Here is a 25,441-nt window from a genome sequence, read left to right as displayed (position 1 = left end):
TTTTTATTATTAGAAATTAATATTTACACCCAATGCAATTGTTCTAGCTGGTGGAGCAGAATAGAATTCTTCTCCGATTCCTGAATCATCTCTTCTTGCTTCTGGATCGTAACCACTATAGTTAGTAAAAGTAAGTATATTTACTCCTGTTCCATAAAAACGAACGCTACTCATTCCAAGATCTTTTACTACACTGCTTGGCAAAGTAAAACCAATGGTTAAATTTCTTAAACGAACAAAGTCTGCTTTGTCTAAGAATCTTGTAGAGTGTCCAGTGCCATTACTTCCATAAAGTCTAGCTTGTGGTACATTAGTGATGTCACCTGGATTTCTCCAGCGGTTTAATTGATCAACTGTTTGGTTGTCAAGATAATCTCCTGATACAGATTGAAATATGCCTGCTGAATTGTAGATACTTGCTCCCCATTCTCCTTGGAAAGTGAAAGAAAAATCTAAACCTTTGTAATTGATAGTGTTGGTTAAACCAGCCATCAAAGTAGGGAAAGGATTTCCAGCAATTACTCTTTGAGCTGCAGCATAATCATTAGTTTTAGTTCTATCTATAGAGCCATCGGGATTTACAGTATTTAAATAAAATAAGGCATCACCATTTGCAGGGTCAACTCCTGCGTATTCTTTTAAATAGAAAGAAGAAACATTCTCACCTACACGGTTGATGGTATATGTACCAACTATATCTTTGCTGTCATTAGGTAATGAAAGAACTTTTGTTTTGTTAGTTGTTAAATTAAAATTGGTACTCCATTTAAAGTCTTCTGTGTCTATATTTTTAGTGTTTAATACAAACTCAATTCCTTTACTTTCGATTTCTCCAATGTTTTGGTTTATCGATGTTGCACCAGAGCTAAGAGAAAGAGGGACGCTAAATAACAATCCGTCAGTTGTTTTTTTGTAGTAGTCAGCTTCCAAATTGATTCTTTTAAAAAATCCTACTTCAGCTCCAAAGTCAATTTGAGATGATGTTTCCCAAGTTAAATTTGGGTTTCCTGCTTGAGTAAATGTTAATCCAGATTTAAGATTATAAGAGTTAGGTCCATAGAATTGTCTAGAGGCAAAGTTCCCTAATTCTGCATTTCCAAGTTTACCCCAACTACCTTTAAATTTTAAGTAAGAAACAATAGCGTTGTCTTTTAAGAAGTTCTCTTCTGAAACCACCCATCCAGCAGAAACAGCTGGGAAAGTTCCAAATCTATTGTTAGCTCCAAATCTAGAAGAACCATCACGACGGATACTTGCTTTAACTAAGTATTTGTTAGCATAAGAATAGCTTAACCTTCCAAATTGAGATACAAAAGTATAATCGGTTTCGTTTCCTGAACCAGCATTTACTTCAGCACCACCATCTACAGTTGTAAAGCTGTCATTAGGGAAGTAGATGCTAGTTACATCTTGGTATCTTCTATTAAATTTATTAAATTCCATACCAGCAACAATGTTGACATCATGGTTTTCAGCAAATGTTTTATCAAAAGTTAAGTAGTTGCTTGTGATGTATGTTTCATTATTTACTGCACTAGCAAAAACTTCACCGTCTGTTCCCATATTAGGGAAGTTTTTTCCATACCAAGCATCTTCTGTTTGAGACATTAAATCATATGAAAAATCACTGTTAGCTTTTAAAAATGAAAGAATTTTAAATTCTCCATATACTTTTCCAATAACTCTTCTAACCAAAGTTTTGTAAAAAGAATTATCTGCTGCTTGCACATAATTTACATATTCAGTGTTTTGGTTTGGAGAACCATCAGCCAATCGTACAGGAGCAAGTGGAGATTGAGCAACCATTTGCAATGGAGTAGTAAAAGAGTTATCGTCTTGAACTCTATTGATTTGAGATCTTGAGAAACTCAAATTCATACCTGCTGTAAAACGATCAGTTAGTTTATGAGAGATATTTGTTCTAGCCGTTATTCTTTCTAAATCATTATCAACTATAATACCCGTTGTATTGTTGTAAGCTCCAGAGAAAAAATATTTAGTCTTGGCATCACCTCCAGATACAGAGAAATCTGCATCTGTTGAAAATCCGTTTCTGAATGCTTGATCTTGCCAATCTGTATTAACTTCTAAATTTCTCCAGTCCGTACCTGCAGCATAAGTGTCAAAATAAGATTCAGCCTCAGATGCATCACCTGTTCCGTTTATAGAAGCTTCTGTAAATAATTCTATATATTGAGCTGCGTTTAACCATTTTCTTTTGTTAGTCGCTTCGCTAACACCTTGTGACAAGTTGATGGAGAAAGTTCCTTTGCCTTCTTTACCTTTTTTTGTTGTTATAATGACAACACCATTTGCTCCTCTAGCTCCATAAATTGCAGCTGAAGAAGCATCTTTTAACACGTCAATTGATTCAATTTCGTTTGTACTCAATGTTAATAATGGATTTGTTGGAGCACCATTGCTAGACTCATCCGTTGTGATTAATGGAATTCCATCTAATACATAGAGTGGTTCTTTACCCGCACTAATACTAGCAGCGCCTCTAACACGAACACTAACACCGCCTTCAACTTTACCATTGGTTTGTGTTATCTGAACTCCTGCTAATTTCCCAACCAAAGCATTCTGAACGTTTGAAACAGGAATTTGCTGAATGTCTTTGGCAGTTACTCTTGCAATTGCATCTGTTGATTTCTTTTTTGATTGAGTACCGTAACCTACAACTACAACATTTTCTAGTAAGTTAGAAGTATCTTTCAGTTTTACGGAAACTTTTGCTGAAGCCTTTACTTCAACTGTTGTCATACCCACAAAACTAATAGTCAGTATATCACTAGTAGTAGCTTTTATAGCAAAAATTCCTGAAAAATCAGTTTGGGTACTTGATTTCGTACCTTTTACAAGTACGTTAGCCCCAGGAATAGGAATTCCAGCTTGATCTGTAACTACTCCAGTTACTGTGATTTCTTGAGCTACAGTAATTTGCACAAATAGGGCAAAAAGCAAACTCAAAAAATGCTTAAAATTGATTCTCATGTTAAAATTATTTAAGATTATTTGAGCCAAATATCATAATATAATGTTAATGATGAAAATTAAATTTTAAAAATTTCTTTATTGCAGTGTTTTTTGTGAATAATTGACTTTAAAACTTAAAAAAATATTTAATTTTAATAATTAGTATTCGTTTTTTGAGGTATTTTTATTTAGGATATTTAGATTTTGTTTATTTAAAATGATATTGACTAAATATATTCTTTTATCAAGTAGAATTCGTATTTTGAAATAGTTATTTAGTTATTGTTTTTTAGAAATATTGAGTTTTTTTTCCGCTTAGAGATCAATAATTTTATAAGATGGTATTCCTTTTATTTTTAGTTTATTGTGGTATACGTATAAGTTGATTAGCCTTTCGGATATAAAACCAAATACTCTAGCTTGATATGGGTCTTCAGGTATGGTTATTTTAGACTCAAGTTCGAAAAGGATTGAAAATAACCATTCATGATATTCATCAAATAATTTTTTTCGGCAAATTGACATGTTACCCATGTGGAATTTGGTTCCTTCGTCTAAAAATAATTTTACACTTTCAGTATATTGGGGATATTTGTCGATAATGATTTTTTTTGTCAATTCCCAATCCTCAGGTCTGTGATCATCACAGTAATTTTGGCTTAAGGAGTCTTTTTTGAATTCATAAGGCCTAACTAATATGATATCATGATTACTGAGTATAGAAGTGATTTTCTTATTTACAACACTCGCCGGACTGGTACTTGTCTTTGTTTGTTTAAATTTTGAAACACTTATTTTTTTCTGAGCAGAAGGTTTTAAGTTATAAATTGGGTTAAAAAAATTAAAGTATCTTCTGTAATGACAAATACCCACAATTTCTGCCTCTTTATAATTTTTCCAAATCCAATAGGCTGCAGTCAATTCGCAAAAATTATTGTTTTTGTTAGAAATGTTATTTAAAGTATTGTCCCTTAAAATGTTAGTTTCTATGTTGGCTCTGTTTCCAACCTGAATAGGCACGAGAATATCATTTGCTAATATTGGACTTTTTTCGTGTGTAACAATAAATATTTTAGTCATTCTGAAGTTCTATTTTTGATTTATGTAAAGCGGAAGCAATTACTTGATGCATGTCGTAATACCTATATTCAGCTAACCTTCCCCCGAAAATCACATGGTTAAGGTTTTCTGATAGTTTTTTGTAATTAAGATATATTTCTTGATTTTTCTCGTCGTTGATGGGATAATAAGCTTCTTTTTCAGATGTCCAATTTTCAGGATATTCTTTTGTAATGACTGTTTTCTTTTGGTTGCCAAATTCAAAATGTTTGTGTTCAACGATTCGAGTATACCCAAACTCACTATCATTATAATTGATACCAGCATTTCCTTGAAAATTTTCTGTTTCTAGGATTTCAGATTCAAATCGTAACGAACGGTATTCTAGTTTTCCATATTGGTAATCAAAATATTCATCGATTTTTCCTGTAAAAACAATTTTTGTAGCGATATTCTCGAAAAATTCTTTATTTTCGAAATAATTGGTGCTAAGTTTTACTTCAACATTTTTTAATAAATTTTCTATAATTTTATTATAACCTCCAATAGGAATTCCTTGGTATTTGTCATTAAAGTAATTATTGTCAAATGTGAATCTAATAGGGATTCTTTTGATGATAAAAGCAGGCAAGTCAGTTGCTTTTCGACCCCATTGTTTTTCAGTATATTCTTTAATGAATTGTTCATAAATATCTTTTCCAACAATACTTAATGCCTGTTCTTCTAGGTTTTTTGGCTTTTCAAAACCATAAATAGCTACTTGTTCTTCTATTTTAGCTTTAGCCTCTTCTGGTGTTTTTGTCCCCCATAATTGATAAAAAGTATTCATATTGAAAGGCAAATTATATAGTTTACCTTTAGAAAAGGATAAAGGTGAGTAAACAAAATGATTGAAATCAGCAAATTGATTTACATAATCCCATATCTTTTTGTCATTGGTATGAAAAATATGTGGGCCGTATTTATGAACATTTATACCTTCAATATTTTCACAATGAATGTTTCCACCACTATGATTTCTTTTATCGATAACAAGACATTTTTTTCCAATTTTTGTTGCTTCATGTGCAAACACGCTGCCAAAGAGACCTGAGCCTACTATTAGATAATCATATTCTTTTTTCATGAGGCAAAAATAGATAATAAAATCCTAAATTGCACAACTTTTAAATTGGTTATTATGGCAGGAAAGATACAAACAGGCTACCTAGTTTCGTACGATTATGAATTATTGAAAACCTCACTTCCAACTGTATATGGTGAGTCTGATGAAGTTTTTATTGCTATTGATAAAAATAGAAATACTTGGAATGGTGGTAGTTTTAGTATTAACGATTCCTTTTTTGAGTGGATTAAGGCTTTTGATGTAGATAAAAAAGTAGTCATTTACGAAGATGATTTTTATGTTCCCGAGTTGACTACAATGGAATGTGAAATCAGAGAAAGAAAAATGCTTGCTGAGAAAATGGGAATCGGAAATTGGATTGTTCAGGTTGATTGTGATGAATATTTTGTTGATTTTAAAAAATTTGTTTCTGACCTTAGAAAATACGACTCTTATTTAATTAATCCAGAAAAAAATCCAATCCAAATTTGTGCTTATTGGGTTATGCTTTACAAGTATACCACTAATGGTATTTTGTATGTTGATAAACCTTTAAAAGCAATTTTTGCGACCAATTTTCCTAATTATAAAACTGGACGAAGAATTAAAGAGCGTCAGATATATACTAACAATATTGTTTTGCATGAGTCGCTGTCAAGAACAGAGGATGAGCTACGCTTTAAACTAGAAAATTGGGGGCATAATATAGATTTAGACAAAGGATTTCTAGATAAATGGATAGTAGTTAATGAAAATAATTATAAAGAATATAAGGATTTTTACTATTTGCAACCTAAAAGATGGAAGAGCTTAGGTTATTTTTCAACAAAAAGTATTCCTCAAATCAAAGAGATTATTGAAAATGAAAAAAGATTAAGTGTTTCAAAATGGTATATTTTTACTAAGAACTTTGGACAATGGCTAAAATACTTGGTAAAGAATAAGAAAAGGTAAGGTGTGATTGGTTATTACTAAATTATAAAGTTATTTTTGCTTCTTTCAATTTGCTGAAGTCATCAAATGTAAAAGAAACTATTTTTGGCTATTAGCATTTAATAAATTTAGGATTGCTTACCTTGAAGGGATGTCAAATTAATTATTAGCAAAGAAATTCTACTCAATGATATCAAAATTTAAATTTTCAAAAGCAGTAAAAAAATCCCGAGATATTCTATCTCTTATCAATAATTTCAACACTTCAGGGCAGTTGTTTGGTAATGGTCAGCGAAACGTTATTAAAATATTTGATGTAGAGGGAGTAGCAATCAATATTAAATCATTCAAGATTCCAAATATTATTAATAAAGTTGCCTATCGTTACTTTAGAAAGTCAAAAGCACGACGTTCTTATGAATATGCTACGATCTTACTAGAAAAAGGCATTGGAACCCCACAACCTATGGCCTTTTTAGAGAATTTTAATGTTTTTGGATTACGAGATAGTTATTATGTTAGCGAACATTTAGATGCGGATTTAACGTACAGGGAATTAGTAGAAGTTCCAGATTATCCCGATCACGATAAAATATTGAGACAATTTACTCGATTTAGCTATGAGCTTCATCAAAAAGGAATCGAGTTTCTGGACCATTCACCGGGAAATACATTGATTAAAAAAAGCGACAATGGAAATTATGAATTCTTTTTGGTTGATTTAAACCGAATGGAATTTCATGACTCCATGTCATTTGAAATGCGAATGAAAAACCTATGTCGTTTGACTCCCGTAAAAGAAATGGTGGCAGTGATGAGCAACGAATATTCAAAATTGTATTCAGAATCTGAAGAAAAAATTTTTGAGACATTATGGAAATACACTACTGATTTTCAAGAAAAATTTTACAGAAAAAAACGTCTAAAAAAGAAACTCAAATTCTGGAAAAAGTAATTCGATGTATTTCTTTGTATCGAATGAAAACGCTGTAAGCATTAAGATAGCATATTGTAATCCCTTTTAGGCCATCTAAAAAGCCCAGTCTAATTAAAAATTGGTATAAAAAAGTATATGCAGGATGAAAGACCATTTTTAGGTATGATGGTTTTTGTCCTTTTTTTATTTTTTCTTGAGCTTTTAAAACACCATAATTATACATTTTCAACTTATAATCCTTATAGGAAGTATATGAAAAATGGATGATTTTATGTTTTAAAGTACCAATTTCTCCATTCACAATTAGTTTCTCATGCACAATTCTATCCTCGTTGTATCTACAGTCTGATTTTTTAAAGAGTCTGAAAATTTTATCAGTTTGCCATCCACTGAAATGTAATTTCTTATTTTTGAACATAAAAGTTCTGTGAATCAAATACGCATTTGCGGAGTTATTATCCTCTATGGTTTTGAGTATTTCAGATTTTAAATTGGGGGTTAATTTTTCATCAGCATCAATAAATAATATCCAATCGTTTTTTGCTTGATCTAATGCAAAATTTCTTTGAGAAGTATAATTGATAAATTGGTTTTGAATTAGCTTGACGTTGGTGAATGTGTTAATGATTTCAACCGTTTTATCTTTGCTGAATGAATCGATTACAATTATTTCATCTGCAAAGTCAATATTTTCTAGCAATGATTTAATATGGCGTTCTTCATTTAGTGTAATAATTAGAACTGATAAATTGGGCTTTTTACTAGCACTCATCTGTACTATTTTTTCAATTTTTATATTCCTTAAAATAAGTTGCTAATTTTTCTAGCATAAGATCTAAAGGATATTCAGCATAATATTCAAAAGTACGATCTTTGATTTGTTGCTCTGTAAACTGTTGGTATATTTCTGGTTTGAGGTCTTTTAGGTGAATAGAAGTATTTTTGGCTTCATTTTCAAATAGTTGCCAAGTTTCTTTTCTGACAGAAGGGGTAAATATTGAAAAAGTAGGGACATCAAGTGCTTTTGCCATATTTACTGCGCCACCTTCGTTCCCAATTAACATTTCGCATTGAGAGAGAAGCGCTAAAAACTCACGTAATTCCGTAGAGTATAAATCCAATATAATGTGTTTTTTTGTTTCTTCGTTGCAATAATTATAGACTTCTAATGCTAAATCTTTTTGAAACGGAACGTAATTAAAAATGATTGTGCCTTTGGTTTTGGCAACGGTAAAATCTATAATTTTTGCCATTCCCTCCAAAGGATACGTTTTATACGTTTCACTACCTAAAATTCCAAACATAATTAATGGTTTTTCACTATCAACTTGATGGCTTTTTAGAAGGTTTTTAGCGTTATTGATTTCGGAGTCTTTCAGGAAGATTTTCGGCTTTACATTTGTAATCTTTTCTGAAATAAGAGGTTTTAAAAGCATTAGACGATTTTCAATAGCTAATCCATGTTCAGATTCTACGGCATCTAGACGCTCGTAAGTGTAGTTGTAGAATGCCTTTGTATACCATTTTCGATAAGAAACTTTATATTTAGCACCTGAAAATAAGGTGATTAAATTAGTTTCCAACTTAGAGTAAACATCTATAACTACATCATATTTATTACTTCGGATTTTAAAAATAAATTTAAAAAGAGAAGGAGTTGATTTTCTAACTTTATTTGATAGTGGTATAATATTGTCAATGCTCGGATTTTCTTTTAATACATCAACAGAATTTGGGTAGCACATATAATCGATTACAGCATCTGGAAATTTAGCTTTTAAATTGTTACAGATTATTGTACTAGTTAAGACGTCTCCAATTCTTTTTTGCTGTATGACTAATATTTTCATTTGATTAATGTTCTTTTTATGGGCTAAATTACAAACTATTTTATAAAGTCAGCAACAGTATAATATGATTCAAGGAAAACTAAAGTAAAAATGTTTTATTTTTGTGATTTGATAAATTAAATTTTGTGATGGAAATTAGTGGTCTGGTTATTACTTTTAATGAAGAAAAAAACATTGGAAAATGTATTGATGCTTTATTAAAAGTTTGTGATGAAGTAATTGTTGTAGACTCTTTTAGTAAAGATCGTACAGTAGAAATTGCTAAAGAAAAAGGGGCAATTGTTATTCAACAAAGCTTTTTAGGAGATGGTCCTCAACGCACTCACGGTCTTCCATATTGCAAAAACGATTGGATTTTAAATTTAGATGCAGATGAGTTTCTTGATAGAGACGCAGAAGGATTTATATTGAATAAAAAATATCTGGAAGGGAATTACGATGCTTTTAGTTTTAGGGTAAAAAACTTTCTTGCAGATAAGTTAATTGACTTTTCAGGATGGTATCCAGATCACAAGGTTCGTTTCTTTAATAAAAAAACAGCTCATCCATCAGATTCTAAAGTGCATCAAAAAATTGTTGCTATAAATGAGAAAAAAGTAGCAGTACATATTTTGCATTACGGATGGGATTCTTTAGACCAGATTATAGCTAAAAAAAATCAATATTCTGGTTGGCATGCACAACAATTGTTCGATCAGGGAAAAAGAATAAATGCTTTTAAACCAGTTTTAAATGGACTGGTTGCCTTTATTCGTTGTTATTTTTTTAAGAGAGGTTTTTTAAATGGAGTAGACGGATTATCGATCGCAATGATTCAAAGTTTTTTCTCTTATATGAAATATGCCAAGCTTTTAAAACTGCAAAAAAAATATAAATAAAAATTCCAAATTCCTCTTGAAGTCAATTGGAATTTGGAATTTCAGTATTGTTTTCTGAGATTATACCGCTACATCATACTCGCGAAGGGCATTGTTTAATGAGGTTTTTAAGTCTGTTGAAGGTTTACGAGTTCCAATAATCAAAGCGCAAGGAACTTGGAATTCACCAGCAGCGAATTTTTTAGTATAACTTCCAGGAATCACCACTGAACGTGCAGGAACAAAGCCTTTCATTTCAACAGGTTCATCACCAGTAACGTCTATAATCTTTGTAGAGGCAGTCAAGCAAACGTTAGCTCCAAGTACTGCTTCTTTTCCTACGTGAACACCTTCTACTACAATACAGCGTGAACCAATAAATGCACCGTCTTCAATAATTACAGGAGCAGCTTGTAAAGGTTCTAAAACACCACCAATTCCAACACCACCACTTAAGTGTACGTTTTTACCAATTTGTGCACAACTTCCAACAGTAGCCCAAGTATCTACCATAGTTCCTTCGTCTACATAAGCTCCAATGTTAACATAACTAGGCATTAAAATCACACCACTTGAGATATAGGCTCCGTAACGTGCTACGGCATTAGGAACCACACGAATTCCTTTTTCAGCATAGCCTCTCTTTAATAACATTTTGTCATGATACTCAAAAATTCCAGATTCCCAAGTTTCCATTTTTTGAATAGGGAAGTACATTACCACTGCTTTCTTTACCCATTCGTTTACTTGCCATCCGTCGCCAATAGGCTCTGCAACACGAAGTTTACCAGCATCAAGTAATTCGATTACTTCTCTAATCGCATCTGTTGTAGTGGTTTCTTGTAATAAAGCTCTGTTTTCCCAAGCTTGTTCTATAATAGTTTGTAATTCGTTCATGTTAAAAATATTTTTTGCAAAGATAATTCGATTTTTTGTAAATCTAACTTTGTTCATTTAATACTAACATTTTTAATCTTTTTGTGAAAAAATAATAAGTAAAACTGGATTATTAGTCTATAAATAAAGCGAAATCTAGTGTCGATATCGATATCGAAAAGGCAAATGATAAAAATCATGTTTTAAAAAATGTGATATACATAATTTTGTTTCATGCATTGTAGTCCGATAACAGTGCTCTCAAAAAGAAACCAACTAATATTTATTAAAAATGGAAGCCAACGAATTATTTAAACAACCAGTAGTTATTGACAAAGAGGTAGTATGGGACAAGTCTAGAATTATTATGAGCAAAACCGATCATCGTGGCATCATCGAGTATGCAAATGAGGTTTTTGTTGATGTTTGCGGATACGAAGATTATGAACTTATGGGGCAACCTCATAGTATTATTAGACATCCAGACATGCCAAAAGTACTTTTTAAAGTATTGTGGGAAAATTTAAAACAAGGGGCTAATTTTCACGCGGTGGTTAAAAATCTAGCAAAATCAGGTAGGTACTATTGGGTAGTTACCGATTTTGAATCAACTAAAAATGAAAATGGTGAAATCACCAATTATTTTGGGAGAAGAAGAGCCGTTCCTCAAGAAATTATCTCTAATCATATTGAGCCATTATACAAAAAGTTGCTACAAATTGAAAAAGCAAGCGGAGTAGAATATAGTGAAAAGTATTTGATTGGTTTTTTAGAAGAAAAAAACCGTTCATACGTTGAATATATTAATGATTTGTTTACTGAATATGAACGTTCACAAAAACCTGATTCTCCAATTGCGGTAGAAGAGGAAAGAGGTTTCTTTAAACGTTTTTTTGGTATTCTTTAGTTTTTGAAATTGCAATACACACAAACTGCTTCAATACATTGGAGCGGTTTGTGTTTTGAATTTAAAAGATTTCTTTGTGTATATTTGCTCCTTAAATAGTCACAAATGCCAAGAATTCTCGCCATAGATTACGGACAAAAACGCACTGGAATAGCAGTTACCGATGAACTACAAATCATAGCTTCGGGTTTAACCACTATACCTTCTGCTACTGCAATTGATTTCTTGAAAGATTATTTTGCTAAAGAAAAAGTCGAAGCAGTATTGATTGGGGAACCCAAACAAATGAACGGAGAGCCTTCACAAAGTGCTTCTATTATTAAAGGTTTTGTAACACATTTTACCAATCATTTTCCAGAAATGAAAGTGATTAGAGTTGACGAACGATTTACTTCTAAATTGGCTTTTCAATCCATGATTGATGGTGGATTAAGTAAAAAACAGCGCCAAAATAAAGCGCTTATCGATGAAATTTCGGCTACAATAATGCTACAAGATTACTTGAGTCACAGGTAATTGTTTACTAGAGTTGTAACTGTAACATACTTGTCGCTAAATGTTTCTTTTGTAATGAATCTCTCTACAATTTTGTTTTTTTTATTGTGTTTTTATGAACTATTTTTGCACCTTTAAAAAACACAATGAACCATGTCAGATACAACCATAAGAACCAATAGTGATGTAGTGTTAATTGGTGCTGGAATTATGAGCGCCACTTTAGGGTTATTGCTTAAAGAATTACAGCCAGATCTTAAGATTGAAATTTACGAACGTTTAGATGCTGCCGCATTAGAAAGCTCAGATGCTTGGAATAATGCAGGAACAGGGCACTCTGCTTTTTGTGAATTAAACTATACTCCCGAGAGTCCAGATGGCACTATTAATCCTGCTAAAGCCATTAGCATAGCAGAACAGTTTGAGGTTTCAAGACAATTTTGGTCCTACCTTGTAAGCGAAGGTAAATTGGCCTCAGCAAAAGAATTCATTAAAAGCATACCGCATATTAGTTTTGTTTGGGGAGAAGAAAATGTTGCCTTCTTGACAAATAGATTCAATGTTTTGCAAGCCAATCCTCTTTTTGCGGATATGGAATTTAGTACCGATGCTTCAGAATTAAAGCAATGGATGCCTTTGGTTATGAATGGCAGAAAAGAAGGAGAGAAAGTCGCTGCGACTTCTATGAAAATAGGAACTGATGTTAACTTCGGGACTTTGACAAGAATGATGTTGGCGCACTTAACTTCTTTAGATGGAGTAACGATTCATTTTGGTCATGAAGTAAAGAAATTGAAACAATGTGAGGATAAAAGATGGCGCATAAAAATCACTGATCTGGAATCGGATCAAAAAATAAAAGCGTATACAAAGTTTGTCTTTATAGGAGCTGGAGGTGGTTCACTTCCTTTATTAGAAAAAGCAGATGTTCCTGAAGGTAAAGGATATGGTGGTTTTCCCGTGAGTGGGCAGTGGTTAAAGTGTACCAATCCAGAAGTAATTGCACAGCATCAAGCCAAGGTATATGGGAAAGCAAGTGTGGGAGCACCACCAATGTCGGTGCCTCATGTAGATTCTCGTATGATTGATGGAGAAAAGGCATTGCTTTTTGGACCTTTTGCAGGCTTTTCGACTCGATTCTTAAAAAATGGCTCTTATTCTGATTTGCCATTGTCTATAAAACCAGACAATGTTATACCTATGTTGGTGGCTGGATATAAAAACATTCCACTCACAAAGTATTTAATTGAACAAGTTCGTCAATCTCCAAAAGATCGAATGAACGCTTTGAGAGAATATGTGCCAAATGCTAAAACCAAAGATTGGAAGCTAGAACGCGCAGGCCAACGTGTTCAAGTTATAAAAAGAGACGAAGAATTGATTGGTAAATTAGAATTTGGAACGGAGATGATTACTACTGCCGATGGTAGTTTGGCCGTTCTTTTAGGTGCTTCTCCAGGTGCTTCTACAGCAGTTTCGATTATGGTAGATTTGGTTGGAAAATGCTTTGAAAAAGAGATGCAATCTTCTGAATGGAAAGAAAAAGTCAAAAAAATGATACCTTCTTACGGACAAGCTTTGAATGAAAATCCAGCGTTATTAGCAGAGGTGAGAGCAAATACCGCTGAAGTTTTAAATTTGTAAAGGATTAATTTTGTTCATTTAGCCCCATATTTCATTTAGAAATTTGGGGTTTTTTTTTATTCTTTTTCTATTAATAATTTGGTGTTTTTTAAGATATTTTCAGAGAGATTAATCAACCAAATTAACTGCTCGATTATGAGTTGTGCTTCTTGCATTTGTACTTTGTTGGTTGTAGTGTCCAAAGTACTTTTTTCTGTTAATTCCTTCATACGGATTGCCATAAGTTCAGTAAAACCTTTTGCTTTTTCAGAAGTTGAAATTGGAGCGGTTTTAGAGGAATAAGAAGGATTTAAAACAAGTAATGCATCGTCTAAGTTTTGTAAGGCAGTTGCCATCACACGATTGAAGGCGTCAGAAGCGGCCGTTGTTTTGTGTGATTGAATGTACGTTCCCATAGATGCAATTGAAGAAAGTAACGTATGATTCAAAACAGTCAATTTGTATACTTGAGCAATTTTTTTTTGTTGTGATTTGGGTTCTTGGCTCATACGTTGAAACGATGCCATAAGGTTTCCAATCTCAATAAAGGCATTTTTTCTAGCGACTTTATAAACCGTTGTAACATTTCCTTTTTTGTTATAGAAAAGAGCAATTTCATTCAGGTATTTTCTATTGGCAAGAATTACTTTTTCTATATGGTTGGGTGTATTTATGAATTCCCAAGAAGGCCAAACAAAATGATTGAAAGTATAAGCCAAAACTGCTCCAACTATGGTGTCAATAATTCTAAATTCAATCACATTAGCAATGTTTGGGGTAAGTATACTGTACAAGAAAACCACATACATCGTAACAAAAGTTGCGCTAGTTTTATAACTAATATTGGTAAAAGACATACCTAAAAGAACGCATAAAATAGCCATCAAGCTCAATACAACATTGTTGTCAATGAAATAAATACAACCAAAAGCAATGAAGCCTCCAAGGAAAGTTCCAAAGGTTCGCTGAAACGAACGTTCTTTGGTCAATCCGTATCCAGGACGCATGATTACAATGATGGTGAGTAAAATCCAAAATACATTTTGAAAAGGCAAAAAAGTGCCAATTAAAAAGCCAAACAGTAGTGTAATTGATAGGCGCAGGGAATGTCTAAAAAGGGTAGAGGAAAAGCTTAAGTTATTAATAAATGTTGACAAGGGATAGTACTGAGGTGTTAGGAATTTTTCTAACTCTTTTCGATGTACCTTTACATCTTCCTCTTTTATTTTTAAATTAAAAGCACGTTCAATGATCTTTATTTTTTCGACCTGACTTTCGGCATAATGCAACATGGTAGTCAACATTATCACGCCTTCTTTTGCTAGGTCTTCTCCTAGATTTTTTTCATATTCTAAAATAGTAGCTTCAAATTTTTTTAAATCATCTATTAACGAATGTTTGGAACGGTATTGTGATCTATTTTCGATGTTTTTACTTAATTGCTTCAAAGTCTTTTTCAAATTCGTAGCAATTGTAGAGTAACTTTTGATGATTTGTGGATGCGCATCAAATTTTTCGTGTAGTGTTTTATGATCAAAAGCGGTGGCCAAGGCCAACTCTAATATTTCGACTAGATTAACAAATACAATCAAAAGTTTTCGATTTTGAGCTGAATCCGCAGAAAGTGATTGATTTCCTATCAATACTTTTCGAATGTTTTCGTGATTAGTATTGATTTCAACTTGTAAGGCCAGTTGTTTTTCTGTTATCGTTTTTTTATCGGCATCAATTTTCCATAAATCGGCTCTTAGTTTTAAATACTTGGCTGTTAAATCAATGCATGAAGCCAATTGCAATTCAACAAAACGATAAGGACTTATATAATAAAAAAGCAACGAAATCAAGAGATAAAATAATCCTCCAGCAAACATTAATCCACAATATTGCAGCATTTCCCATCCTGAATGCAAATGAGCAAAAGCTAAACAAATAGACAATAAGCACGAAAAAGAAACTGCTGTAGCTCTTTGTCCATACACCGAAATCATGGAGAATAGAAAGATGAGTAGGCCAAAAAGCGGGTAAAAGATAATGCCATAAGGATAGGCTAGATTGACTAATAAATTGGCAAAAGCCACCAAGATTGCAGTTACAATAAGACCATTTATTTTGTGTTTTAAACTGCTAGGAATGTCGCTGGGGTAGGTAAAAAAAGCGCCAAGTGCAATTGTAAACCCCACTTCAAAATGTCCTAAGTAAACAAAAAACAACACAGGAGTTACTGTAGCTATGGTCACTTTCAAAGCATTGGTGAAATGCGTACTATCTGCAAATTTTCTTATTTCTTCGATCATGGTGGTAATTTCATTTCAAAGGTAAGAATTGTGCGCTTCTTAAGGTATAAAATTGTACTTCGAATTTGGTTAATTCAGGAAAAACGAAACTTATTCTCCATTAGGAATTCGGCATTGTTGAAATTTTACTATTTTTGCCAACCAATAAAAAAGGAAAGACCCCTTTTGTGGCATAAACTTAATTACGATAACAATGATTTTACCAATTATAGGGTATGGCGATCCAGTTTTACGAAAAGTTGGAGAAGAAGTAACTCCTGATTATCCTAACTTAAAAGAAGTAATTGAAAACATGTATGAAACCATGTACAATGCTTTTGGAGTTGGTTTGGCTGCTGAGCAAGTAGGTTTACCTTTACGTTTGTTTGTAGTTGATACAACACCGTTCAGTGATGATGACGATTTAGAAACTGCGGCTCAAAAACAGTTAAAAGGATTCAAAAAAACATTTATTAATGCCAAAATCATCAAAGAAGAAGGTGAAGAATGGGCTTTTAACGAAGGTTGTTTAAGTATTCCAGATGTTCGCGAGGATGTTTACAGAAAACCTATAGTAACAATAGAATACTGCGAAGAGGATTTTGTGATGAAGACCGAAGTTTTTGACGGCTTGATTGCTAGAGTCATTCAACACGAATACGATCATATTGAAGGGATTTTGTTCACGGATAAAATATCATCTTTGAAAAAAAGATTGATTCAAAAGAAGTTGAAAAATATCATGGAGGGAAAAACTTTTCAGGAATACCGAATGAAATTTTTTGCAAAAAAAGGAAGATAAATTAGGGTGTAGTTTTGCTGCTTATTTTCAAAATAATGCAAGCCAAACTATTAACAACCAACAATAAAAATAGATACAATGAATTTAGAAAAAATTTTAGCGATTTCAGGTAAACCAGGTTTATTTGCATTGAAAGTTCAAACTAGAACAGGTTTTGTTGCCGAATCTTTATTAGATGGAAAAAAAGTAACGGTAAGTTTAAAAAGCAACGTGAGTTTGTTGACTGAAATTTCTGTTTATACTTATGATGCTGAGAAGCCATTGGCAGAAGTAATGTCGAATATTGCTAAAAAAGAGAACAACGGAAAGGCTATTTCTCATAAAGAAGATAACGCTACTTTGAATGCTTATTTTAGAGAAGTTCTTCCTGAATATGATGAAGAAAGAGTATATGCATCAGATATCAAAAAAATCTTGAATTGGTACAATATGTTACAAGAAAGAGGTTTAGTTACTGATGATGCGCCTCCAGCGGTTGGGAAAGAAGAATCAGTTACTGAGGAAGTAGCTGCTGAAGCAAAACCAAAAAAAGCGAAAGCTAAAAAAGAGTAGTAGTACTTATACCAATATAAAATCCTGTTGAGTCGTTTTCTTGACAGGATTTTTTTATTTTTACCAAAAACCATTGCTATGAATTCTAGAGCCGACCAGTTAGTAGCCTTTGATCGATTATTGACCATAATGGACGAATTGCGAGAAAAATGCCCTTGGGACAAAAAACAAACCTTGCAATCTTTACGTCACTTGACCATAGAAGAAACCTATGAATTAGGCGATGCTATTTTGGATAATGATTTGACTGAAGTCAAAAAAGAGCTTGGCGATTTGCTGTTGCATTTGGTTTTTTATGCCAAAATCGGAAGCGAAACACAAGATTTTGATATTGCCGATGTATGTAATGAAATTTGCGAAAAACTCATTCACCGTCATCCTCATATTTATGGAGATACTGTTGTGGAAAATGAGGAAGAGGTAAAGCAAAACTGGGAAAAACTCAAATTGAAAGAAGGAAAAAAATCTGTTTTAGAAGGTGTTCCGAGAAGTCTACCAGCTTTGGTTAAAGCTAGCCGAATTCAAGATAAAGTAAAAGGAGTAGGATTTGATTGGGAGGAACCCCATCAAGTTTGGGACAAAGTGCAAGAGGAATTGCAAGAACTTCAAGAGGAAGTAGCGTCAGGAAATCAAGACAAAATGGAATCCGAGTTTGGAGATGTTTTATTTTCAATGATTAATTATGCCCGTTTTTTAAACATCAATCCAGAAGACGCTTTGGAACGAACCAATAAAAAGTTTATCAAGCGATTTCAATACCTAGAAAGCAAAGCAGAAGAACTAGGGAAACCACTTATGGATATGACTTTGGCTGAAATGGATGTTTTTTGGAATGAAGCCAAGAAGCTTTAAAGAAAAAAAACCATTCATTTTATAAAATTCTACTTTACATGTCAGAAAACAAAACCGAATTAAAACGATCATTAGGCTTACTCGATGCAACAAGTTTAGTAGCTGGTTCTATGATTGGTTCAGGGATATTTATTGTAACATCAGCGATGGCCAGAGATGTTGGTTCTGCCGCTTGGTTGTTAATGATTTGGGTGGTTACGGGTTTGATTACCGTTGCTGCAGCTTTGAGTTACGGAGAGTTGGCAGGAATGATGCCCAATGCAGGCGGACAGTTTGTTTATATTCAAAGAGCTTATGGTCGCTTGGTTTCTTTTCTCTATGGCTGGACGGTTTTTTCGGTAATACAAACAGGCGTTATTGCTGCTATTGCTGTTACATTTGCGAATTACAGTGCTGTATTTTTTCCTGTTTTGGATACCGTTTTATTCCAATCTGGGAGTTTTGTTTTTTCTAATAAACAGGTACTTGCAGTTTTTAGTATTTTTATTTTGACCTATATAAATACCAAAGGAATCGAGAACGGAAAATGGATTCAATTGATATTAACGGCAACTAAATTATTGGCACTTTTTGCGCTCATAATTTTAGGAATCTATGTTGGGTTACAAAAAGATATTTTGTCGGCTAATTTTAGTAATATGTGGGAAGCTAGCAAGACAGTTGTACATCCTGATGGTTCTGTGACAGTGACAAAATTAGTTGGTACAGCAATTTTAGGAGCTGCCACTGCAACGATGATTAATTCTTTATTTTCTAGTGATGCATGGAATAACGTCACGTTTATTGCAGGTGAAATAAAAGACCCCAAGAAAAATATCCCCAGAAGTTTGTTTTTGGGAACTTTGATTGTTACTGTGATTTATGTTTTGGCCAATTTAGCTTATTTATCCTTATTGCCATTGCACGGAACTCCTAATAGTAATGAAGTAGTTGCAAATGGAATTATGTTCGCATCCAATGATAGAGTAGGCGCAGCAGCTGCTAGCATGATTATGGGAAATACGGGCGTTTTTGTGATGACCGCATTAATAATGATTTCGACCTTTGGTTGTAATAGTGGATTAATTTTATCGGGAGGACGGTTGTTTTACGCGATGGCTAATCAAGGATTGTTTTTTAGAAAAGCTACAGAACTCAATCAACATCAAGTACCAGTCAAGGCGCTTTGGGTACAATGTATTTGGGCATCGGTACTTTGTGTTTCCGGAAAGTTTGGGGATTTATTGACGTATGCCACTTTTGCTTCCCTATTGTTTTATATCTTAACGATATTGGGTGTCTTCATTTTAAGAAAAAAAGAACCCAATGCGTTGCGACCATACAAAGCATTGGGCTATCCTATTGTTCCTGCACTTTACATTCTAGTTGCTACAGGAATATGTTTGACACTTTTAGTTTATGAAACAGTGAATACAGGAATTGGACTAGCAATTGTTGCTTTGGGAATTCCTATTTACTATGTTGTTTTTAAGAAAGAGTAACTAGCTTATTCTGCTACTTTTTTTAGTTTGTTTAAGTCTTTAATGGCGATTTTTTTGCCCACTAATTCGATTAAACCACTTTTGTTGAATTCAGATAAAATACGAATGCAGCTTTCGGTTGCCGTACCGATCATACCCGCTAATTCTTCTCTAGAAAGTTGTATTCTCAAGGTATTGTCAGCATTTTTTCCAAAACTCTCTTGTAAATAAATTAAGGTTTCTGCTAATCTGTTTTTTACTGTTTTTTGAGCCATTGAAACGACATGTAAATCAGATTCTTTCAAGTCTCCACAAATACTTTTCATCATTCCTAATGAGAATTGATTGTTTTTATTGAAGAAATTTAAGATTTCAGATTTTGGAATAAAACATACTTCCATGTCCTCAAGTGCTATAGCTGAGAGATTTGCGGGTTCGTCACTAACCATAGAACGTTGTCCTAATAGTTCTCCTGCTTTTACGAGTTTTACAATTTGATCTTTTCCGTTGGTACTGAGTTTAGATAGTTTGCAAAAACCATCTTTAACACAATACACACCGTTAATCACTTCGCCTTCTTCAAAGAGAGGCTCACCTTTTTTAATGGTGTAAGAAGTTTTACAACTAGCAACTTTTAAGAGTTCTTCTTTGTTTAGTGCTTTTAAAGAACTAAATTCACGTACAATACATTGCTCACATTTGCTCATTTGCGGTTGGAATAATTTTCGGCAAAAATAAGCAAATTTATGACAAAAATCATATTTTTAAGCGAATCAATTGGCAACCTTTGCGGCACTTTAACAGGAACAATAAAATATGAAAAAAGAGAATTGTTTTCACTGCGGCTTAGACATTGAGAAGGCTGAAGAAATCCATTTTGATACTAAATTTTTTTGTTGCAACGGTTGTAAAACGGTTTATGAAATATTTAGTACGAATGACCTCTCTTGCTATTATGATTTTGAACAATCACCTGGAGCCACGCCTCTTGATATTGCAGGAAAATACGATTTTTTAGACAATCCAACTATTGTAGCTAAACTTCTTGATTTTCAAGAAGAAAATACAGAAATCATTACTTTAAATATTCCACATATTCATTGCAGTTCTTGTATTTGGATTTTAGAAAACTTACAGCGATTGCAATCAGGCATCAATATTTCACAGGTCAATTTTCCAGAGAAAAAAGTTAGAATCAATTACAATCCAACTTTAGTAACCGTAAAAGATATCGTTTATCTTTTGAGTTCTATAGGGTATGAACCCTACATAAGTCTTGAAAATTATGAGACTGGAAAAGAAAAGATAGATAGAAGTTTGACTTACAAATTAGGGATGGCTTTCTTTTGTTTTGGAAATATTATGTTGCTCTCTTTTCCTGAATATTTTGAAGTAGAAGAATATTGGTTGAATCAATATCGTGGTTTTTTTCGTTGGTTGATTTTTGCTCTTTCTTTACCTAGTTTTTTCTATTCGGCAAGTGGTTATTATGTATCGGCTTATAAAAGTATTCGTTCCAAAATGCTTAACATTGATATTCCAATCGCGCTTGGGATAGTTGTCATGTTTGTCAGAAGCACCTTTGATATTATCATGGATTACGGTTCTGGATTTTTTGATAGTTTATGTGGGCTGATTTTTTTCATGCTTTTGGGAAAAATGTTTCAGATAAAAACCTATAGTTTTTTAAGTTTTGAAAGAGACTTTAAATCCTATTTTCCTATCGCTATTACTAGAATTAATCCTGATGCTTCCGAAGAAAGTATTCCTGTTTTTGATATTCAAAAAGGAGATCGATTATTGATTCGAAATCAAGAACTTATTCCTGTTGATGGTATTTTAATTAGCGAAAAATCAGAGATTGATTATAGTTTTGTTACTGGCGAAGCGATTCCGATTGTAAAAAATTCAGGCGATAAAATCTTTGCGGGAGGAAAACAAATTGGGAAAGTTATCGAAATGGAAGTATTGCATTCTGTTTCTCAAAGTTATTTGACACAGTTGTGGAGTAACGACATTTTTCAGAAGAAAGTCGAGCAAAAACACAAAACCATTACCGATACGATTTCGCGTTATTTCACTCCTATTTTATTATTGATTGCATTTGCAGGTTTTCTGTATTGGATATTTTTTGATGCCAATACTGCTTTCAATGTTTTCACCGCAGTTTTGATTGTAGCTTGTCCTTGTGCATTGGCTTTGACAGCGCCATTTACTATGGGGAATGTGTTACGGATTATGGGGAAACAAAAGTTCTATCTCAAAAATGCTTTGGTAATAGAGCAATTGGCCAAAGTCGATACTATAGTTTTTGATAAAACAGGTACTATAACTACCAATAAAAAATCGAATATTAGTTATCAAGGTGTCGAATTGAGCGTTGGAGAACAAGCTATGATAAAGAGTGTTTTGAGAGCTTCAAATCATCCTTTGAGTAGGATGCTCTATGGCTTTTTGCCTGAAACCAAAAGAGAAAAAGTCTTCCTTTTTGATGAAATTCCGGGAAAAGGAATCCAAGCTAAGGTGCTAGATAAACAAATTCAAATTGGTTCCGCTTCTTTTGTAGGTAAAGTACAAGATGAAGAGTTGGAGCAAACTGCGGTTCATATCAAAATTGATGAGGTATACTACGGTCATTATGTGTTTAATAATGAATATCGAACTGGTTTAGAAGAATTATTTCAAGTATTGAATAATAAGTATGAAATTAAGATATTATCTGGAGATAACGAAGGCGAAAGACCTACTTTAGAAAAAATACTTCCTGATGATGTGGAATTGGTTTTTAATCAAAAACCAGATGAAAAATTAGCTTTTATCAAACAATTGCAAGAGCAAGGCAAAAATGTGATGATGGTGGGTGATGGATTAAATGATGCAGGTGCCTTAGCACAAAGTAATGTTGGAATTTCGATTTCAGAGAATGTAAATGTGTTTTCACCAGCCTGTGATGCGATTCTCGATGCATCGGAATTTTTCCAGTTAAACTACTTTTTAAACTTGTCCAAAGACGCTATAAAAACTATAAAAATGAGCTTTGGATTATCCTTGTTGTATAATGTAGTTGGACTCTCCTTTGCGATTACTGGAAACCTCTTGCCATTGGTTGCAGCCATCATTATGCCGCTGAGTACCATTACTATAGTGAGTTTTGTAACTATCATGAGTAATTACTACTCGCGAAAGAAAACAAACAGATTATACCAGAAAGATTCTTTTTTTGCATAATTTTAACAAAACAAGATTAAATATGATAAAAGTCATATTTTGAAATTTTTCTTAAAAGTATTTTTGTCCATATAAAACTTATAGTATGAGTGTCATTTATCTTTTAATCTCGATCAGTATTTTTGTCGCTATAGGCTTTTTTGTTGCTTTTGTTATTGCAGTAAGAACCGGACAATACGATGACGATTACACCCCTTCTGTGCGAATGCTCTTTGATGATGAGTTAGCCAAAAAAAATCAAAAATCAACAATAACAAAAGAAAACTAATTTAATTATGGAAATGCAACAATTTTATTACGACAACAAAATTGTAAAGAAGTTCATTTACGCAACCATCGTTTTTGGTGTTGTGGGAATGCTTGTGGGCCTTATTTTGGCTTTTATGTTTCTGTTTCCAAACGTAACCGAGGGGATTTCTTGGTTGAGTTTTGGAAGATTGAGACCTTTACACACTAACGCTGTTATTTTTGCCTTTGTAGGAAACGCAATGTTTGCAGGGGTTTACTACTCTTTACAGCGATTGCTAAAAGCGAGAATGTTTAGCGATTTCTTGAGTAATCTTAATTTTTGGGGCTGGCAGTTAATCATTGTTGCCGCAGCAGTCTCATTACCGTTAGGATATACTTCATCTAAGGAGTATGCTGAGCTAGAATGGCCAATTGATATTGCTATTGCTTTGATTTGGGTTGTTTTTGGTATCAATATGATTGGAACAATGCTCAAAAGAAGAGAGCGTCACTTGTATGTAGCGATTTGGTTTTACATAGCTACTTTTATTACCGTAGCTGTTTTACATATCTTCAATAGTTTAGAATTGCCTATTTCGGCAATGAAAAGTTACTCAGTTTATGCTGGAGTTCAAGATGCTTTAGTACAATGGTGGTATGGTCACAATGCAGTAGCATTTTTCTTAACAACGCCGTTTTTAGGATTAATGTACTATTTTGTGCCTAAAGTAGCCAATCGTCCTGTTTATTCTTATCGTTTATCAATCATTCACTTTTGGTCTCTGATTTTCTTATACATTTGGGCTGGACCACACCACTTATTGTATTCTGCATTGCCTACTTGGGCACAAAACTTAGGAGTAGTTTTCTCAGTAATGTTGATTGCTCCATCTTGGGGAGGTATGATTAATGGATTGTTGACTTTGAGAGGAGTTTGGGACAAAGTTAGAGTTGAGCCTGTTTTGAAATTCTTCGTAGTGGCAATGACGGGTTATGGTATGGCAACTTTTGAAGGTCCAATGTTATCTTTGAAAAATGTTAACGCTATTGCACACTATACGGATTGGATTATTGCACACGTTCACGTAGGAGCATTAGCTTGGAACGGGTTTATGGCTTTTGGTATTATTTATTGGTTAATCCCAAGAATGTCAAAAGGAACTTTATACTCTACTAAATTGGCGAATTTCCACTTCTGGATTGGTACTTTAGGGATTATACTTTATGCTTTGCCAATGTATGTTGCTGGTTTCTTACAAGCATCCATGTGGAAACAGTTCAATCCTGATGGAACATTAACTTATGGAAACTTCTTAGAAACAGTAACTCAAATTATGCCAATGTATTGGATGAGAGCTGTTGGTGGTACTTTGTACTTAACCGGAATGTTGGTGTTAGTGTATAACATTGTACAAACCGTGCGCAACAGCGATGCTATTGAAGATGAATTGGCAGAAGCTCCTGCACTTCAAGATATCAGCTCAAAACGTTTTAGAGGTGAAAAATACCATACTTGGTTAGAAAGAAGACCAATACAAATGGCAATTTTAGCTACTGTAGCTATTTTAATTGGAGGAATTATTCAAATTGTTCCAACAATTATGGTCAAATCGAATATTCCAACTATTGCTAGTGTTAAACCTTATACTCCTCTAGAATTAGAAGGGCGTGATTTGTATATCCGTGAAGGTTGTGTTAGCTGTCACTCTCAATCCGTTCGACCATTCAGAAGTGAGGTAGAGCGTTACGGTCCTCAGGCTAAAGCAGGGGAGTTTGTATACGACCATCCATTCCTTTGGGGATCAAAACGTACAGGTCCAGATTTGCAACGTGTAGGTCAAAAATACAACGATAACTGGCACTTTAACCATTTCTGGAGCCCACAAAGTATTTCAGCAGGTTCTATTATGCCAAGTTATAAATGGCTGTTTGATAACAAGCCGATGGATGTTTCTATGACTGAAAAGAAAATGAAAGCAATGGTTACTCTTGGTGTTCCATATACAGAGGCACAAATTGCCAACGGACAAAAAGACCTGAGAGCGCAAGCTATCAAAATTGAAGAGAGCTTGAAAAATGATCCTGATTTCGTGAAAAGTTACGAAGAGAGTAAAAAGAAAGCTGAAGCAAGAGGAGAGAAATTTGTTCCGATGAACGAAAGAGAGATTGTAGCTTTGATTGCTTATATGCAACGTTTAGGTACTGATATCAAAGTAAAGGACAATAAATAAGAAAGAAGATGTTTGAACAAATTAAACACAATATGGAGACGATTGCAGGGATTGAAATCTATCCAGTGCTTTCATTATTGATTTTCTTTTTCTTCTTTGTAGGATTAGCTTTTTGGGTGTTTTCATATAAAAAAGAAACCATTCAAGAAATGAGCAATATTCCCCTTGAAGACAATCCTTCTGTATAATTTTAA

The 25,441-nt window shown here is 33.4% G+C and carries 22 protein-coding genes; 14 read left to right on the top strand and 8 right to left on the bottom strand.

Translation table 11 applies throughout. The features are described 5' to 3' along the window. Window positions 1–9: 9 nt before the first annotated feature. From WFZ86_RS04415 to glf, 3 genes are all read right to left on the bottom strand, one after another. Complete coding sequence (locus WFZ86_RS04415; RefSeq protein WP_342690811.1) at window positions 10–2,997, bottom strand: SusC/RagA family TonB-linked outer membrane protein; 2,988 nt, start codon at window positions 2,995–2,997, stop codon at window positions 10–12. 297 nt (window positions 2,998–3,294) lie between these two features. Then, a complete protein-coding gene (locus tag WFZ86_RS04410; protein ID WP_342690810.1) occupies window positions 3,295–4,059 on the bottom strand; it encodes a DUF4422 domain-containing protein in 765 nt (254 codons plus the stop codon). Continuing rightward, the gene (glf, locus tag WFZ86_RS04405) at window positions 4,052–5,164 is read right to left on the bottom strand and encodes a UDP-galactopyranose mutase (protein ID WP_342690809.1); all 1,113 of its coding nucleotides are present in this window, start codon (window positions 5,162–5,164) and stop codon (window positions 4,052–4,054) included. Before glf ends, WFZ86_RS04410 begins: the two co-directional genes overlap by 8 nt. 54 nt (window positions 5,165–5,218) lie before the next feature. Here glf and WFZ86_RS04400 point away from each other — a divergent pair, with 54 nt between their 5' ends. Both WFZ86_RS04400 and WFZ86_RS04395 read left to right on the top strand, forming a co-directional pair. Continuing rightward, complete coding sequence (locus tag WFZ86_RS04400; protein ID WP_342690808.1) at window positions 5,219–6,097, top strand: hypothetical protein; 879 nt, start codon at window positions 5,219–5,221, stop codon at window positions 6,095–6,097. Window positions 6,098–6,263: 166 nt separating this feature from the next. Beyond that, a complete protein-coding gene (locus WFZ86_RS04395; protein WP_342690807.1) occupies window positions 6,264–7,031 on the top strand; it encodes a lipopolysaccharide kinase InaA family protein in 768 nt (255 codons plus the stop codon). Here the strand turns inward: WFZ86_RS04395 and WFZ86_RS04390 are convergent. Together WFZ86_RS04390 and WFZ86_RS04385 are read right to left on the bottom strand one after the other, a co-directional pair. Beyond that, window positions 7,012–7,785: a glycosyltransferase family 2 protein gene (locus WFZ86_RS04390; RefSeq protein WP_342690806.1), complete on the bottom strand. Its 774-nt coding sequence runs from the start codon at window positions 7,783–7,785 to the stop codon at window positions 7,012–7,014. The genes WFZ86_RS04395 and WFZ86_RS04390 overlap by 20 nt on opposite strands. 13 nt (window positions 7,786–7,798) lie before the next feature. Next, complete coding sequence (locus tag WFZ86_RS04385) at window positions 7,799–8,863, bottom strand: glycosyltransferase family 9 protein (RefSeq protein WP_342690805.1); 1,065 nt, start codon at window positions 8,861–8,863, stop codon at window positions 7,799–7,801. A gap of 128 nt (window positions 8,864–8,991) precedes the next feature. Here WFZ86_RS04385 and WFZ86_RS04380 point away from each other — a divergent pair, with 128 nt between their 5' ends. Beyond that, window positions 8,992–9,741, top strand: a complete 750-nt coding sequence (locus tag WFZ86_RS04380; protein ID WP_342690804.1) for a glycosyltransferase family 2 protein — start codon at window positions 8,992–8,994, stop codon at window positions 9,739–9,741. 60 nt (window positions 9,742–9,801) lie between these two features. Here WFZ86_RS04380 and WFZ86_RS04375 read toward each other — a convergent pair whose 3' ends face one another. Further along, the gene (locus WFZ86_RS04375) at window positions 9,802–10,617 is read right to left on the bottom strand and encodes a 2,3,4,5-tetrahydropyridine-2,6-dicarboxylate N-succinyltransferase (RefSeq protein WP_342690803.1); all 816 of its coding nucleotides are present in this window, start codon (window positions 10,615–10,617) and stop codon (window positions 9,802–9,804) included. A gap of 271 nt (window positions 10,618–10,888) precedes the next feature. Between WFZ86_RS04375 and WFZ86_RS04370 the strand changes: the two genes are divergently transcribed. The 3 genes from WFZ86_RS04370 (at window position 10,889) to WFZ86_RS04360 (ending at window position 13,642) form a co-directional block, all read left to right on the top strand. Next, the gene (locus tag WFZ86_RS04370) at window positions 10,889–11,503 is read left to right on the top strand and encodes a PAS domain-containing protein (RefSeq protein ID WP_342690802.1); all 615 of its coding nucleotides are present in this window, start codon (window positions 10,889–10,891) and stop codon (window positions 11,501–11,503) included. Window positions 11,504–11,608: 105 nt separating this feature from the next. Continuing rightward, complete coding sequence (gene ruvX, locus WFZ86_RS04365) at window positions 11,609–12,019, top strand: Holliday junction resolvase RuvX (protein WP_342690801.1); 411 nt, start codon at window positions 11,609–11,611, stop codon at window positions 12,017–12,019. Window positions 12,020–12,151: 132 nt separating this feature from the next. Beyond that, a complete protein-coding gene (locus tag WFZ86_RS04360) occupies window positions 12,152–13,642 on the top strand; it encodes a malate:quinone oxidoreductase (protein ID WP_342690800.1) in 1,491 nt (496 codons plus the stop codon). A 56-nt stretch (window positions 13,643–13,698) separates the two neighbouring features. On the opposite strand, the gene WFZ86_RS04355 is transcribed toward WFZ86_RS04360, so the two are convergent. Continuing rightward, on the bottom strand, window positions 13,699–15,915 hold the full coding sequence (locus tag WFZ86_RS04355; protein ID WP_342690799.1) for an FUSC family protein: 2,217 nt from the start codon (window positions 15,913–15,915) through the stop codon (window positions 13,699–13,701). A 193-nt stretch (window positions 15,916–16,108) separates the two neighbouring features. On the opposite strand from WFZ86_RS04355, the gene def reads away from it, so the two are divergent. From def to WFZ86_RS04335, 4 genes are all read left to right on the top strand, one after another. Further along, window positions 16,109–16,696, top strand: coding sequence for a peptide deformylase (gene def / locus WFZ86_RS04350; protein WP_315169875.1), 588 nt, complete (start codon window positions 16,109–16,111; stop codon window positions 16,694–16,696). A gap of 78 nt (window positions 16,697–16,774) precedes the next feature. Beyond that, window positions 16,775–17,248, top strand: coding sequence for a DUF5606 family protein (locus WFZ86_RS04345; RefSeq protein ID WP_159686289.1), 474 nt, complete (start codon window positions 16,775–16,777; stop codon window positions 17,246–17,248). A gap of 78 nt (window positions 17,249–17,326) precedes the next feature. Then, window positions 17,327–18,100 (top strand): nucleoside triphosphate pyrophosphohydrolase, encoded by a 774-nt coding sequence (mazG, locus tag WFZ86_RS04340; protein WP_342690798.1) that lies wholly within the window; start codon window positions 17,327–17,329, stop codon window positions 18,098–18,100. A gap of 38 nt (window positions 18,101–18,138) precedes the next feature. Then, the gene (locus tag WFZ86_RS04335) at window positions 18,139–19,581 is read left to right on the top strand and encodes an APC family permease (protein ID WP_342690797.1); all 1,443 of its coding nucleotides are present in this window, start codon (window positions 18,139–18,141) and stop codon (window positions 19,579–19,581) included. 5 nt (window positions 19,582–19,586) lie between these two features. On the opposite strand, the gene WFZ86_RS04330 is transcribed toward WFZ86_RS04335, so the two are convergent. Next, a complete protein-coding gene (locus WFZ86_RS04330; RefSeq protein ID WP_342690796.1) occupies window positions 19,587–20,267 on the bottom strand; it encodes a Crp/Fnr family transcriptional regulator in 681 nt (226 codons plus the stop codon). A gap of 109 nt (window positions 20,268–20,376) precedes the next feature. On the opposite strand from WFZ86_RS04330, the gene WFZ86_RS04325 reads away from it, so the two are divergent. The 4 genes from WFZ86_RS04325 (at window position 20,377) to WFZ86_RS04310 (ending at window position 25,435) form a co-directional block, all read left to right on the top strand. Continuing rightward, window positions 20,377–22,788 carry a heavy metal translocating P-type ATPase gene (locus tag WFZ86_RS04325; RefSeq protein ID WP_342690795.1) on the top strand — a complete coding sequence of 804 codons (2,412 nt, stop codon included), beginning with the start codon at window positions 20,377–20,379 and terminating at the stop codon, window positions 22,786–22,788. Window positions 22,789–22,873: 85 nt separating this feature from the next. After that, window positions 22,874–23,056, top strand: coding sequence for a cbb3-type cytochrome oxidase assembly protein CcoS (gene ccoS, locus WFZ86_RS04320; RefSeq protein ID WP_064715144.1), 183 nt, complete (start codon window positions 22,874–22,876; stop codon window positions 23,054–23,056). A gap of 7 nt (window positions 23,057–23,063) precedes the next feature. Then, on the top strand, window positions 23,064–25,247 hold the full coding sequence (gene ccoN, locus WFZ86_RS04315) for a cytochrome-c oxidase, cbb3-type subunit I (protein ID WP_159686307.1): 2,184 nt from the start codon (window positions 23,064–23,066) through the stop codon (window positions 25,245–25,247). Between the two features lie 8 nt (window positions 25,248–25,255). Then, window positions 25,256–25,435, top strand: coding sequence for a CcoQ/FixQ family Cbb3-type cytochrome c oxidase assembly chaperone (locus WFZ86_RS04310; RefSeq protein ID WP_159686312.1), 180 nt, complete (start codon window positions 25,256–25,258; stop codon window positions 25,433–25,435). Window positions 25,436–25,441 lie beyond the last annotated feature (6 nt).

Origin of the sequence: Flavobacterium polysaccharolyticum, from assembly GCF_038739875.1 — a bacterium.
Lineage (GTDB): Bacteria > Bacteroidota > Bacteroidia > Flavobacteriales > Flavobacteriaceae > Flavobacterium > Flavobacterium polysaccharolyticum.
The sequence above is the reverse complement of the archived record's forward strand: the minus strand, read 5'-3'. Positions and strand labels throughout refer to the sequence as shown.